The following is a 13,983-nucleotide window of genomic DNA, read 5'->3' as shown; positions in this document are numbered from 1 at the left end:
CCCCGGGGCCCGAACTTTGTGCGCGACAGGGGCGCGCACGACACTTCAGAGAAACAGGGAGATGAGATGTTTCTGAGAAAGCTAGCTACCGTAACCACTTTCGTCGGATTGATGGGTTCGGCTGCGTATGCGGCGAACTGCGGTCCCGAAGGTCAATCCATCCGCATTCTGGCCAGTGACTTCCCGGCCATCCACGCCGTTGCAGGCACCGCCGAGGAAAATTGCGCAGGTGGCGCGTCGGAGTTTTCGACAAACCACACAACCGAGGCGCGCCAGATCATGAACGCGGCCCTGACGCCGAACCCGTCTGAATACACATCGGTTATTCTGGCCAACTCGACGCTGACTCAGCTGATGAATGACGGCCTTGTGCGTCCGCTGAATGATCTGGTTGAAAAATACGGCGAAAACATCTCGCCGAACCTTCTGATCACCATCGACGGCAATGTCATGGCGGTCGCCTTCATGGCAAACTCGCAGCATCTGTTCTCGCGCACCGACATTCTGGAGCAGGCCGGCTTTGACGGTATTCCAGCGACTTATGAGGAAGTCCTTGAGGCCGCCGAGATGATCCGTGCCGCCGGTATCATGGAACATCCGATCGTGATGAACCTGAGCGCTGGTGACGGCGGTTGGAACCTCGCCGAGGTGTTCAACATGATCTACCTTGGCCATGGTGGAGAGTTCTTTGAACCGGGCACTGCCGAGCCTGCGATCAACAACGAAAAAGGTCTGGCCACGCTTGAAGTTATGAAGGCGCTTGCTGGATATGCGCATCCCGACCACCTGACGCATGCCTCGAACGAAACCCAAGGCCTGTGGGAAGCTGGTCAGGCCGCACTTGGCGTCATGTGGGGCTCGCGCGGTGCGCCGATCCTGGATGACGAGGGTTCCTCAGAAGAAGTGACGTCGAACACGGTTCTGTCCGCGGCGCCGACCGTTGGCGGTGGTTCGATCCCGGCTGCAACGCTGTGGTGGGACGGCATCTCGATCGCGTCCAACGTATCAGACGAAGAAGCTGAAGCCACCTTTGCGGCATTGGTCAGCGCCCTGACACCGGAGATGGTGGCGGCAAACAACGATGATGCCGTCTGGCTGCTGAATGGCTATCAGCCTGGCCCAGCCGCTGCTGGTGTTTCGGCGACGGCGCAGGGCGGTGCCAAACCGTATCCGATGATCCCGCAGATCGGCATTCTGCATGCCGCGCTTGGCAAGGAATTGTCAGACTTCCTGAAGGGTGACGAGTCCGCTGAACAGGCGCTCGCTGATGTCGAGGCGTCTTACCGGACGTCCGCCAAAGAGGCTGGCTTCCTCCAGTAAATCTCCCCGACTTGAGGGGGCTGTCGCGGCCCCCTCTCTTTCTCGAATTTGAATCGGGACGCATGTCATGAAACACCGCACCTTCTTCTGGTTTGTTCTGCCGACACTGTCCGCGATGATCCTATTCATTGCGCTGCCTATCGTGTCGGTGTTTATCCAGTCGCTTTTTGTCGAACACGAACAGGTTCTGGTCGTCTCGGAAAGCTGCGGTCCGTTTGGATGTAACCCGACAACAACAGTTGATACGGAAGCGACCGAGAAGCTGCGGGAAGAACAACCGCTGGGCCGTTTCAACGGTCTGGGCACGTATTTCGACAGGTCACACCTGGCCCTCGCCGACATTGGGGAGGCATGGGCAACTTCAGAAAGCCTGGGTGAGTTCTGGTCGAAGGTTTACAACCTGCCATTTTACAACGCTCTGACCTTCACGCTGGCCTATACCTTCATTGTGACGCCTCTGGTCTTGGTTCTGGGTCTGGCCATTGCGGTTGGGGTGAACAACCTGCCACGCGCGTTGAAGGGCCTTGCGATCTTCATTTCCCTTTTGCCATTCCTCGTAACCCCACTGGTTGGTTCCTTGATCCTGTTCTGGATGGTCGACGGTGACGGGGTGATCGGGGCAACAATTCAACGGCTTTTCAATGATCCAACCCTAAGCCTGAAGGCGTCCACGCCGCTGATGTGGATCATGTTGATGGTTTACGGTGTCTGGCACACCCTGCCGTTCAGCTTCATTACATTCTATGCCGGGCTTCAGACGGTGCCCGAAGACACGATGGAAGCCGCGCAGATCGACGGTGCCAGCAAATGGCAAAGCATGATCCATGTGATCGTGCCGCATCTGATGCCGTTGGTTTCGTTTGTGACCCTTATGATGATCATGGACAACTTGCGTGTCTTTGAACCCATCGTCAGCTTCAAAGCCGAGGCCCATGCGCGCTCGCTGAGCTGGATTATCTTCAACGACCTGCGCGAAAGTGGCAATCCGCTTTATGCCTCGGCTGGAGCGACCTCGCTGATCACCATCATCATCGTTGTCATTCTGATGATGCCGGTACTGGTGCGCACTTGGCGCGACTTCACCCGTAAATCTCACTGAGGACACGACATGGCGACCAAAGCACAATCCCGCATGACCCCGCTAAAGCTGTTCTCTTTTGGCTTTGTGGCCCTTTGGCTGATCATTGCTGCGTTCCCCTTTTTCTGGACCTTCTGGGGCAGCTTCAAGGTTCAGGCTGACTTCCTGTCCAAGGCCGATTGGATGAACGCGCTGCGCGGCACAAACACGATCGAGCAAACCGGAAGCGCCTTTACCGGCGCAGGCTATTACGGCGCGTGGATCGAGGAAGATTTCTGGTTCAACTTCAAGAATACAGGCATCGTTGTCTTCTTTACCGTAGTCATCTCGCTAACCTTCGGAACATTGGGCGGTTACGCGTTGGCCCGTTCCGGCTTTCGCTATGCATTCTGGATCCTTATGGCCGCGCTGGTGTTCCGCGCTATGCCGCACATCACGCTGGTCTCTGGTTACCTGCTGTGGTTCTTCGAGTGGAACGTCTGGGGCATTCTGCCAACGACCATCATTGTGCTTGTGGCAATCAATCAGCCTTTCACGCTGTGGATGCTGCATTCATTCTTCAAGAACATCCCGAAAGACATGGACGAAAGTGCCATGGTCGATGGCTGCACCCGGTTCCAGGCCTTCCGGCACGTGATCGTCCCGGTCATGTGGCCCGGCGTGATCACCACTGGCCTGTTCAGTTTCCTGCTGGCCTATAACGACTTTACCGTCGCGGTGATGCTGCTGAGCGAAGAGAATGAAACCATCATACCTGCGATCAACAGTTTCATGGGCACCACTCAGGTTGAAGGCAAGGTCATGTATGCGGTCGCCGCCGTGGTTTCGGCGACTGCCCCGCTGTTCGTCCTGATCCTGTTCTTCCAGCGCCAGATCGTCAGCGGTTTGACCGCCGGAGCCGTAAAGGGCTGATCATGGAGACGATTCACGATCAGAACAAGGTCCTCTTACAGCCATTGCGGGCTGCGTTTAGGGCCGGCGATCCGCAAAGGATGCAGCAGGAAATCCTGCGGATTTTCGCGCCTAACGCGAGGATCCGACTTGGCTACCCGTTCAACGAAATAACAGGCCCTCAGGAACTGTGGAGCCGTGTTTATCGCCCGCTTCTGGTTGCTATGCCCGATCTGGAACGCCGAGATTTCATTGTCATGGCAGGCCCGCGTTGGGGTGGCTCCGCCGGTGGTAGCTGGGTCGGCTTGGGCGGTAACTTTGTTGGCACGTTGCACGCGAAATGGCTGGGTATCCCAGCGACTGGCCAGCCTGTTTTCATGCGCTACCACGAATATCTGCGCGTCGAAGACGGGCAAGTCGTCGAGATGGAAGGTCTATGGGACATTCCTCAAGTTATGCTTCAGGCTGGCGTTTGGCCCTTTGCTCCACAGTTGGGTGTCGAATGGATGTGCCCCGGACCGGCGGATGGGCAGGGCGTGGTGACTGCGCCAAATGACAAGGCGATGACTGATGCGTCAGTACACCTCGTTTGGGACATGCTGCATGACCTGAAGCAAGGCGATGCGACGTCCCCGGGTCGTGGTCTTGGTGGGTATTGGAGCGACAATGCCTATTGGTTTGGCCCAACCGGGTTGGGCACAGCACGCGGTCACGCAGGAATTCGGAACAGAATCTTTAGAGGCTTTCGGCAGGGACTGTCAGACAATACGCGCCATTTAGAAGATGGGGTGTTTTTCGGTGACCGCAATCTGGTGGCCTTCACCGGTTGGCCATCTGGCACCGCCACTCACTCCGGAGACGGGTTCCTCGGGCTTGCCCCGACGGGTCGTCGGGTCACGCGATGCAGTCTGGATTTCTGGCGCATCGAGAATGATCTGGTTCAAGAATGTTGGGTCATGGTCGATATGATTGATCTTTACCGACAGCTGGGTGTGGACGTGTTCGCCCGTATGGCCGCCCTAAGCGATATGAAGGAAGCGGCATGAGCTCGGCTGCAAGAAATAGTTTTGTTGCGCGTCACCCAGCGCTCAACCGGATGCCGAGGGATTTTTTGTCGGCGCGCTAACCGCGCGGTTCACATCAGAAGATTCCTCACGCACCTAAAAAGGAAGAGACACATGAAGGGCTCCCGCCCCGAACAGGCCGTGCTGACCAAAGACACGGACATGAGCAAAACCGACGAGACCCGCGCCGTGATCGAGGGGATGGTCGATGGTTTGAACGACCACCGCATCGACGATATAGGCGAGTTCTTTTCGGAAGGGTTCCGCTGGCTGGGCAACCAGGGCTGCGGCACCAAAACCGGGTTGAAAGAGTTTCAGGAAAACTGGCAACGCCCGTTTCAGGCGGCGTTCTCAGACAAGACCTGCATCGACGAGGCCCGGCTTTACATGGGCGAATGGGCTGCGGCCTTCGGCCGACAGGAGGCGACGCATTCGGGCGAATTTCTGGGCATCGCCCCGACCGGCAGGCGGGTCGAAATCCGATACATGGATTTCTGGAAAGTCGTCGACGGCAAAATCGTCGACAACTGGGTGAACGTCGATTTTGCCCATGTCGCCGCACAGCTTGGCGTTGATCTGTTCAATGGTGAAGGCTGGGAAACATTTGACCGGGGAGAGAAAACTCCGCCCCGACCCGACAATTGAGGATTAGGACAATGGCAATCGAATATCTGAAACGCGGCAAACCCGAGGCCGACCGGGCCGAAGACGATGCCAAGACACGTACCGTCGTCGAGGCGACGCTGAAAGATATCGAAATCCGCGGTGACATCGCAGTGCGCGAGTTGTCGGAGAAATTCGACAACTACTCGCCTGAGAGTTTCCGCCTGAGCCAACGGCAGATCGACGACCTGATCGCGTCGTTGACTGAACGCGAGCTGGCCGACATCAAGTTCGCTCAGAAGCAGGTGATTAACTTCGCTCAGGCGCAACGCGACTCGATGTTGGATATCGAGCTTGAAACTCTGCCCGGTGTGATCCTGGGTCACAAGAATATCCCGGTGCAGTCCGTGGGCTGCTACGTGCCGGGCGGCAAGTTCCCGATGGTTGCCTCGGCGCATATGTCAGTGGCAACGGCGAAGGTTGCGGGCGTTCCCAGGATTATCGCATGCACACCACCTTTTCAGGGTAAACCAAACGCGGCGGTGATCGCGGCCATGCATCTGGGCGGCGCGCATGAAATCTATGTCATGGGCGGTATTCAGGCGATTGGCGCAATGGCGATAGGGACCCAGACCATCGACCCTGTTCACATGCTGGTGGGACCAGGTAATGCCTTTGTGGCCGAAGCCAAGCGCCAGTTGTTTGGCCGCGTCGGCATCGACCTTTTCGCGGGTCCGACCGAGACAATGGTCATCGCCGATGAAACCGCAGCCGATGCCGAGCTCTGTGCGACTGATCTGCTTGGACAGGCCGAACATGGTTATAACAGCCCATGTGTCCTGATCACCAACTCGCGCAAGCTGGCTGAGGAAACACTCGTCGAAATCGACCGTATCCTCGGTATCCTACCCACCGCCAGCACAGCCAAAGTCAGTTGGGAGGAATATGGCGAGATCATCGTCTGCGATACCTATGAGGAAATGCTGCAATTGGCGGATGACATCGCGTCCGAGCACGTTCAGGTGATGACAGACCGCGACGATTGGTTCCTGGAAAACATGACCTGCTACGGCGCGTTGTTCCTTGGGCCACGCACCAACGTGGCCAACGGCGACAAGGTGATCGGCACCAACCACACCCTGCCAACCAAAAAAGCCGGTCGCTATACAGGTGGGCTCTGGGTCGGCAAGTTCATGAAAACGCACAGCTATCAGAAAGTCATCACTGATGAGGCTGCGGCGATGATCGGCGAATACGGCTCGCGCCTGTGTATGCTGGAGGGCTTTGTTGGCCATGCCGAGCAATGCAACATCCGAGTTCGCCGTTATGGGGGCATTAACGTGCCCTACGGTGAAGGCGCGGCTTATCGCGAGGCCGCCGAGGCGTCTTCGTGACCGCCAGGTAACCGCCACAGAACATGCGCCCGGGATCGACCAGGCGTTACGGATTTTGAAAGAGAAGCAGATAACACAATGCGAGATGTCGCAATGGACACACATTCTACTCACAAGGCTCTGATCGCGCCCTTGCGCGAAGCCATGTACAACTTTGACGAAACAGGCGTTCGGGCCGCTTTGGGCGCTGTGGTTGCGCCTGACGCCGTCATCCACATGCCGCATCCGTTCGGTGACCTGACCGGCCCGCAGGAGCTCTACGATACCTGCTATGCGCCGCTGCTGACATCCATGCCTGATCTGGAACGTCGCGACTGGATCGTGATGGGTGGACCCACGGAACATGGCAATGATTGGATCGGCTGTGGTGGCCACTACGTTGGTACTTTCGTTGCCCCCTGGCTGGACATCCCACCGACCGGGCACCTGACCCATATGCGGTTCCACGAATTCTACCGCTTCGAAAATGGCAAGGTTGTCGAGATCCAGACGCTTTGGGACATTCCCGAAGTGATGATGCAGGCGAAGGCCTGGCCGATGGCCCCGTCACTGGGATTGGAGTTTTGCATTCCCGGCCCGGTGACACTGGACGGGATCGTGCCCGGACCGTGGGATGAGGAGACATCACAGGCCTCGTGCAACCATATCGTCGACATGCTGAACCATCTGAAGAAACACCCCAGTCAGGGTGGGCCCGAAGTAATGGAGATGGAAAAGTTCTGGCATCCGCGCATGAACTGGTACGGCCCTGCCGGCATCGGAACCGGGCGCGGCATCTCGGGCTTCCGCAACTGGCACCAGATACCCTTTCTGAACGGCATGCCCGACCGCGGTAAATTCGTTGATGAAATCACCTATCACTTCTTTGGCGATGGCGACTATGCAGCTGTGACCGGCTGGCCCGACATGATCCAGACTGTCACCCACGATGGCTGGATGGGCATTGCACCCTCTGGCAAGCGGATCACCATGCGTAGCCTTGATTTCTGGCGGCTCGAAGGTGGTTTGATCCGCGAGAACTGGGTCATGGTCGATCTGCTGGACGCATACCGCCAACTGGGCGTAGATGTCTTTGCCCGCCTGCGTGAGTTCAACAAGGCACGCGTTCCGGGCACAATTGCGTTCCCGGTCGGCGAGGTCTGATATGCCCCAATTCCCCAGCACACCCAGTTTCAAACTACGCGGCAAGCGCGCGCTGGTTGCCGGAGCCTCGTCCGGCATCGGCATGGCCTGCGCTGTGGCGCTGGCGGAACATGGTGCTGAGGTCACTCTGGCGGCGCGCCGTACTGGCGCGCTGCAGCAAATTGCAAAGGACATGTCGGCTCGGGGGTGGTTGGCAGAGGTTCTGGAACTGGATGTGTCGGACGTGGCAGCAACTTCTGAAGCCGTGGCGCAGAGCGGGCCCTTTGATATTCTGCTGAACTCGGCCGGGCTTGCCCGCCATAGCAAGGCCGTGGACACGCAGCCGGAAGATTTTGATGCCGTGATGGGCGTCAATGTCAAAGGTGCCTATTTCCTGACCCAGGCCGTCGCCAAGGGCCTGCTCGATGCTGGCCGCTCCGGTTCGTTGATCAATATCTCCAGTCAGATGGGCCATGTCGGCGGCCGCGAACGCGCCGTTTACTGCGCGTCGAAATTCGCCGTTGAAGGGTTCTCCAAGGCGATGGCGTTAGAGTTCGGGCCCGCGAAAATCCGGGTCAACACGATCTGCCCAACTTTTATCCTGACGGACCTGACGCGCGCGACCTTCGATGACCCGGACAAACGCGCCTGGATTTTGGACAAGATCAAACTGGGTCGCCCCGGTGAAATCGAAGACATCATGGGGGCTGTGGTCTATCTCGCTTCAGACGCCTCAGCGCTTGTGACCGGGACTGCGATGATGATTGACGGTGGGTGGACAGCAGACTGATGCCTGGGCAAAAGATCACATCCTTGGACGTTGCCCGTTTGGCTGGGGTCAGTCAATCTGCGGTCAGCCGGGTGTTTACGCCTGGCGCATCCGCGTCGAAGAAAACAGCTGAGAAAGTGCGCAAGGCGGCGGACGAGCTGGGGTACCGACCCAACGTACTGGCCCGCGCAGTTGTTTCTGGAAAAAGCCGGATCATCGGTTTGGTCGTGGCGTATCTGAACAACCAGTTCTACCCCGAAGCCCTGGAAAAGCTGACGAACGCGCTGCAGGAACGTGGCTATCACGTGCTGGTCTTTATGGCATCGAACTCGGCGCAGAACATCGACAAGGTGGTCGAGGAAATCCTTGATTTCCAAGTGGATGGGATCATTGCCGCGTCGGTTGCATTGTCGTCTGATCTGTCTGATCGGTGTCAGGCAGCCGGTATTCCGGTGGTGCTGTTCAACCGGGCTCAGGACGATCCGGGGATGTCAGCGGTTTCGTCTGACAATATTGCCGGAGGCCGTAAGGTGGCTGATTTTCTTCTGGCAGGCGGTCATAAGAAAATCGGGTACATTGCGGGCTGGGAAGGGGCCTCGACCCAACGGGACCGCGAAGCAGGATTTTTAGCTGCGTTGAACAAAGCGGGCGTCGCGTTGCACGCGCGCGGGGTTGGTGACTTTTCCAGCGAAAAGTCGCGCGAGGCGACCCTCGAGATGTTTGCCTCTGATCCGCCTGACGCCGTGTTTGTAGCCAATGATCATATGGCGATTGCGGTAATGGATACTCTGAGGTTTGAGTTGGGGCTGAACGTGCCCAATGATGTTTCTGTCGTTGGATATGATGACGTGGCCGTGGCTGCATGGCCCACCTATGACCTGACCACTGTGAGGCAACCCGCCAACCGTATGGTTGCCGAAACCGTGGACATTTTACTGAGCAAAATCGAAGGCCCGGACGTCGGTCCGCGCCGGTTAGAGATCGACGGACCGCTTATTGTCCGCGGCTCTGCCCGCATACCTGAAGGATGGAAGACATGAAGGGATTTGATCCCAAGTTCAAAGATTTTCCCGACTATATCATCGGGATCACCAAAGAGATTTGGGAAGATCGCGGCATTGCCACTTTGCACCACTATTATGCGCCGGACATTGTGGTGCGTTCGCCCGCTTCGGTTGTGGTTGGCAATCAAGGGGTTATCGCCGCCACGATGGCGACTCTTGCCGAGTTTCCGGATCGTACATTGCTCGGCGAGGATGTGATCTGGTCGGGCACACCGGAAGAGGGCATGCTGTCGTCGCACCGGCTGCTGTCCACGGCAACACATTTGGGCGACGGCGTTTATGGCAATGCAACCGGTAAAAAGCTGGTTTATCGCATTCTCGCCGACTGCCACGCTATCAACAACCAGATCAACGACGAATGGCTGATCCGCGACCAGAGCGCGATCGTCCAGCAGATGGGTTGGGACCCCAAGGAATATGCCCGCGACCTGATCGCCCGCGAAGGCGGACCCGACGCCTGTGTTCAGCCCTACACGCCCGCAAACGATCAGCCCGGTCCTTATAAAGGCTATGGCAACGATAATGAGTGGGGCCAGAAATACTCTGAGATCCTGACCCGGATTATGAATGCCGATATGGGTGTAATCCAGGCAGAGTATGATCGCGGGGTCCTTTCGGAATATCCCGGCGGTACCACGGGGCATAGTTGGGGGCCAGTGGATCGGTTCTGGATGGGCCTGCGCGCCTCTTTCCCGAATGCAGAATTCAAAGTTCAGCACCAGATTGGCCGCGACGATCCGATGATGCCGCCGCGTGCCGCGATCCGTTGGACGCTGCACGGCAAGCATGACGGTTGGGGCGTCTTTGGTGTGCCGACCGGGGCCGAGGTTTTTGTGCTGGGTATCAGCCAAGCCGAGTTCGGTCCCTGGGGTTTGCGCAAGGAATACACCCTGTTTGACGAAACCTCGATCTGGAAACAGATTCTGCTGAAAACCGGCGATCTCTAGAATGCCGCACCGTATCTCAAATCTGGATACCGGACAGGCGTTACGGCGGTTCCACGCCCATCGCGCCAGCCTGCGCGCCCAGCGGCTGAACAATCGCCCGCCGGGAGGTTTGGTTTGATCCGATCAAACGCAAATCAAAAGGAAAAAGATATGAGTACAATTCAAAGCCGCATCGTCCGTTATGGCGAGCTGAAACCTTGTAAGACCGCGTTCATCGATGCGCACACGCCAGGCTCGGACCAGAAAGAGAATTTTACCATCATCGGCGGCGGCGTCAGCGAAAGCCCCGATCAGCACGTCCACATCACCGACAAGATCGGGTTCAACATCGGTGCAGCGGGACAACCTCCGAAATGCCGCAACTCGCTGCACAGCCACACCACAGCCGAGGTCTTCTTTGTTGCGAAAGGCCGCTGGCGATTCTTCTGGGGTCGATACGGGACCGCAGGAGAGTTTATCGCCGAGGAAGGCGATATCTTCAACATCCCGACAGGCATCTTCCGTGGGTTCGAGAATGTCGGCCAGGACTATGGCATGATCATGTCGATGCTGGGCGGCGATGACGCAGGTGGCGGTGTGACCTGGGCTCCGCAAGTTATTCAGGACGCGCAGGCCCATGGCTTGGTTCTAGGCAATAACGGCGTGCTCTATGACAGCAAAAAGGGCGAGAAATTGCCGCACAACGTGCAGCCCATGCCCTTGCTAACCGAGGAAGAGATGAAAGCGTACCCCGAGGTTCCCGTTGATGCGGTGATCGGCAAATATGTCGCCCGGTACTGGGACCTGATGGCGTTGGCGGCGGACAAGCCGGCGGTCGTGATTGGCGAAAATGGTCTGATCAAGGACAAGCCCGGCTTCGAGGTGGATTTCCTGACACGCGGTTCCGCCGTTGGTAAACAGGTCATGGCGAATAAACCTGTGGTTCTGATGCCGGCCAGCGGTCATTGGCGCATCAAAATCAATGAGGTCGAAACCACCCTGTCCAACGGTGATACCGCGCTGGTTCTGCCCGGTGAAAGCTACAGCGCCGAGCCGTCGATGACCGGCGAAGCGGGTCTGTACCGTATCACTGCCACCGACGATCCGGCTGGCGCAACCTGGACAGGGGCATAACGCCAAAATTGCGTCTCCCGAAATCAATCGGGACATGCTCAGCACATCCTGCGCCCGGTTTCCGGCCCGGCGCAGGAGCAAGATTTGAAGGGAGATGAATACATGACCCGCATTTCAACCACCCATGTGGGAAGCCTGCCGCGCAGTCAGGAGGTTGTTGACTTCATCTTCGCACGCGAGCGAGAGGAACCGTTCGATCAAGCCGCATTCGATGCCTGTATGACCGCCGCAGTGTCTGAGACGGTGCGCAAACAGGCCGATGCCGGAATTGATATCGTTTCAGACGGCGAGACCTCAAAAATCTCATATGCCACTTATGTAAAGGACCGCTACACCGGCTTTGCCGGTGACAGCCCACGCAACGCGCCGGCGGACCTCAAGATGTTTCCGGGTTTTCTGCAGCGTTTGGCAGATGACGGCGGAACGCCGCAATATGCGCGGCCCATGTGCGTAGGTGAGGTGCGCTCGAAGGGGCAGGGCGAATTGCAGAAGGACATAGATAATCTCAAGGCCGCGATGGCGGAACACGGGGTTGAGCGCGGTTTTATGAATGCCGCCAGCCCTGGGGTGATTTCCCTGTTTTTGCAGAATGATTACTACCCAACGCGTGAGGCTTATCTGGTCGCGCTGGCCGACGCGATGAAAGAAGAATATGAGACCATCGTTGGTGCGGGTTTGGATTTGCAACTCGATTGTCCTGACCTCGCTCTGTCTCGTCATATGCTGTTCAATGATCTTTCTGACAATGAGTTCGTGAAAATCGCCGACATGCATGTTGAGGCGTTGAATCACGCGCTGCAAAACGTCCCTTCCGACAAAGTGCGTGTCCATATTTGCTGGGGCAATTACGAGGGTCCGCATTGCTGTGACATCGGCATGGACAAGGTGTTTCCAACGCTGATGTCCACCAAGTCCCGCTATGTTCTGTTCGAAACTTCGAACCCGCGACATGCGCATGAATGGACGGTGTTCCGCGACGGCAAGGATGAGATTCCCGATGACAAAGTTTTGGTGCCCGGTGTTGTCGACACCACGACCAACTTTATCGAACACCCGGAACTGATCGCGCAGCGTGTTGAGCGGTTTGCTAACATTGTTGGGTCTGAGCGGGTGATTGCCGGATCGGATTGTGGCTTTGGCACTTTTGCTGGCTTTGGCGCGGTCGATCCGGATATCGCCTACGCCAAGCTGCGCGCGCTTGCTGAAGGGGCTGCATTGGTTATATGACGCCGCTTATCCTTCTGCCCGGCATGATGTGCGATGCGCGGTTGTTCACCCCGCAGATTGACGCTCTGTCAGGCAAATACCCGATCCTGTCTGCACCCATTGGCGGACAGGACACGATACAAGCGCTGGCCGCCGATGTACTGGCCTATGCGCCTGAACGATTTGCTATTGCCGGGCTCTCTATGGGCGGCATCGTGGCGATGGAAATCCTGCGTCAAGCACCGGATCGTGTGACTGGTATAGCGTTGATGGACACCAACCCGATGGCAGAGATGGACGAGGTCAGGGCCAGGCGCAGTCCTCAGATCGATGCCGTCGAACGCGGCAACCTGCGCAAGGTGATGGCCGAAGAGATGAAGCCGAACTACCTGACTGACGGCCCACGCCGCGCCGCCATTCTGGATTTGTGCATGGATATGGCCATGGGACTTGGGCCGGGCGTTTTCATTAATCAATCCAAGGCTCTGCGTGATCGCCCCGATCAGAGCAATACCCTGCGGGACTTTACCGGCGCAGCACTGGTTCTGTGCGGGCGCGACGATGCCCTGTGTCCCGTCTCAAGGCATGAGTTGATGCACGATCTGATGCCGCAGAGCCGGTTGGAGATTATCGAAAACGCCGGCCATCTGCCTACACTGGAACAACCGCAACAAACCACGGCGGCTCTGACCCGCTGGCTGGAGCTGATATGAAACAATCCCTGCTGGACCTGCTGAAAAAGGTCGACACACCGACTGTTTGCAACGCCATCGAAGTGGCCCAGGGCAAGCGCGGATTCAATGATTTTACCCGGGGCACAATGCTGTGCTCTGATCCCGACGCAGGCGCGATGGTGGGATATGCCCGCACCGCTAAGATTGCCGCTGTGAATCCGCCGACCGAGGCGCCCGACGTGATCCGCGCGCGCCGAATGGACTATTACCGGCACATGGCCTCGGGCAGTGGCCCATCTGTGACCGTTGTGGAAGACACGGACTATCCCGACTGCATCGGCGCTTATTGGGGTGAGATCAATACGACCGTACACAAGGGTTTCGGCATCAACGGCGCCCTGACCAACGGCGTGATGCGAGACCTCGGCGACCTGCCGGATGGGTTTCCGGTAGTTGCCGGGTCTGTCGGGCCAAGTCACGGATTCGTGCACGTGAAAGAAGTTGGCACACCGGTGACAATCTACGGCCTTGTGATCAAAGATGGAGACCTTGTGCATGCCGACCGGCATGGTGCCTTGTTTATCCCACCCGAAGTGGTGGACGATCTAGAGCAGGCGATCATCAAGCTTCTTGAAACCGAAAAACTGATCCTTGAACCCGCTCGCGCAACAGGGTTCGATTTCGACACTTTTGAAAAAGCATGGGCGGCGTTCGAAGCCTCTCGGACTTAGGGGCAGA

The 13,983-nt window shown here is 57.5% G+C and carries 14 protein-coding genes; all 14 read left to right on the top strand.

The features are described from left to right. The first annotated feature begins 66 nt into the window (after window positions 1–66). The 14 genes from GOV91_RS16345 (at window position 67) to GOV91_RS16280 (ending at window position 13,976) form a co-directional block, all read left to right on the top strand. Window positions 67–1,320 (top strand): ABC transporter substrate-binding protein, encoded by a 1,254-nt coding sequence (locus GOV91_RS16345; protein ID WP_171236293.1) that lies wholly within the window; start codon window positions 67–69, stop codon window positions 1,318–1,320. Window positions 1,321–1,387: 67 nt separating this feature from the next. Then, window positions 1,388–2,419 (top strand): carbohydrate ABC transporter permease, encoded by a 1,032-nt coding sequence (locus GOV91_RS16340; RefSeq protein ID WP_171236292.1) that lies wholly within the window; start codon window positions 1,388–1,390, stop codon window positions 2,417–2,419. A gap of 9 nt (window positions 2,420–2,428) precedes the next feature. Beyond that, window positions 2,429–3,310, top strand: a complete 882-nt coding sequence (locus GOV91_RS16335) for a carbohydrate ABC transporter permease (RefSeq protein WP_170575797.1) — start codon at window positions 2,429–2,431, stop codon at window positions 3,308–3,310. Between the two features lie 2 nt (window positions 3,311–3,312). Next, entirely contained in the window at window positions 3,313–4,335 is a 1,023-nt protein-coding gene (locus tag GOV91_RS16330) for an ester cyclase (RefSeq protein ID WP_171236291.1), read from the top strand. A 132-nt stretch (window positions 4,336–4,467) separates the two neighbouring features. Continuing rightward, window positions 4,468–4,998: an ester cyclase gene (locus tag GOV91_RS16325; protein ID WP_171236290.1), complete on the top strand. Its 531-nt coding sequence runs from the start codon at window positions 4,468–4,470 to the stop codon at window positions 4,996–4,998. Between the two features lie 11 nt (window positions 4,999–5,009). Continuing rightward, window positions 5,010–6,350 (top strand): histidinol dehydrogenase, encoded by a 1,341-nt coding sequence (hisD, locus tag GOV91_RS16320; RefSeq protein ID WP_171236289.1) that lies wholly within the window; start codon window positions 5,010–5,012, stop codon window positions 6,348–6,350. A gap of 78 nt (window positions 6,351–6,428) precedes the next feature. Then, the gene (locus GOV91_RS16315) at window positions 6,429–7,493 is read left to right on the top strand and encodes an ester cyclase (RefSeq protein ID WP_254440699.1); all 1,065 of its coding nucleotides are present in this window, start codon (window positions 6,429–6,431) and stop codon (window positions 7,491–7,493) included. A 1-nt stretch (window position 7,494) separates the two neighbouring features. Continuing rightward, window positions 7,495–8,262 (top strand): SDR family NAD(P)-dependent oxidoreductase, encoded by a 768-nt coding sequence (locus tag GOV91_RS16310; protein WP_171176359.1) that lies wholly within the window; start codon window positions 7,495–7,497, stop codon window positions 8,260–8,262. Next, a complete protein-coding gene (locus tag GOV91_RS16305) occupies window positions 8,262–9,281 on the top strand; it encodes a LacI family DNA-binding transcriptional regulator (RefSeq protein ID WP_171236288.1) in 1,020 nt (339 codons plus the stop codon). The genes GOV91_RS16310 and GOV91_RS16305 overlap by 1 nt, the downstream gene beginning before the upstream one ends. Continuing rightward, a complete protein-coding gene (locus GOV91_RS16300) occupies window positions 9,278–10,252 on the top strand; it encodes an ester cyclase (RefSeq protein ID WP_171236287.1) in 975 nt (324 codons plus the stop codon). Before GOV91_RS16305 ends, GOV91_RS16300 begins: the two co-directional genes overlap by 4 nt. A gap of 150 nt (window positions 10,253–10,402) precedes the next feature. After that, window positions 10,403–11,365, top strand: coding sequence for a cupin (locus tag GOV91_RS16295; RefSeq protein ID WP_171236286.1), 963 nt, complete (start codon window positions 10,403–10,405; stop codon window positions 11,363–11,365). Window positions 11,366–11,467: 102 nt separating this feature from the next. Continuing rightward, window positions 11,468–12,592 (top strand): cobalamin-independent methionine synthase II family protein, encoded by a 1,125-nt coding sequence (locus GOV91_RS16290; RefSeq protein WP_171236285.1) that lies wholly within the window; start codon window positions 11,468–11,470, stop codon window positions 12,590–12,592. Further along, window positions 12,589–13,284 (top strand): alpha/beta fold hydrolase, encoded by a 696-nt coding sequence (locus GOV91_RS16285; RefSeq protein WP_171236284.1) that lies wholly within the window; start codon window positions 12,589–12,591, stop codon window positions 13,282–13,284. Before GOV91_RS16290 ends, GOV91_RS16285 begins: the two co-directional genes overlap by 4 nt. Next, window positions 13,281–13,976: an RraA family protein gene (locus tag GOV91_RS16280; RefSeq protein ID WP_171236283.1), complete on the top strand. Its 696-nt coding sequence runs from the start codon at window positions 13,281–13,283 to the stop codon at window positions 13,974–13,976. The genes GOV91_RS16285 and GOV91_RS16280 overlap by 4 nt, the downstream gene beginning before the upstream one ends. The last annotated feature ends 7 nt before the right edge of the window (window positions 13,977–13,983 follow it).

Source organism: Ruegeria sp. HKCCA6837, assembly GCF_013034475.1.
Classification (GTDB): Bacteria; Pseudomonadota; Alphaproteobacteria; order Rhodobacterales; family Rhodobacteraceae; genus Ruegeria.
The sequence above is the reverse complement of the archived record's forward strand: the minus strand, read 5'-3'. Positions and strand labels throughout refer to the sequence as shown.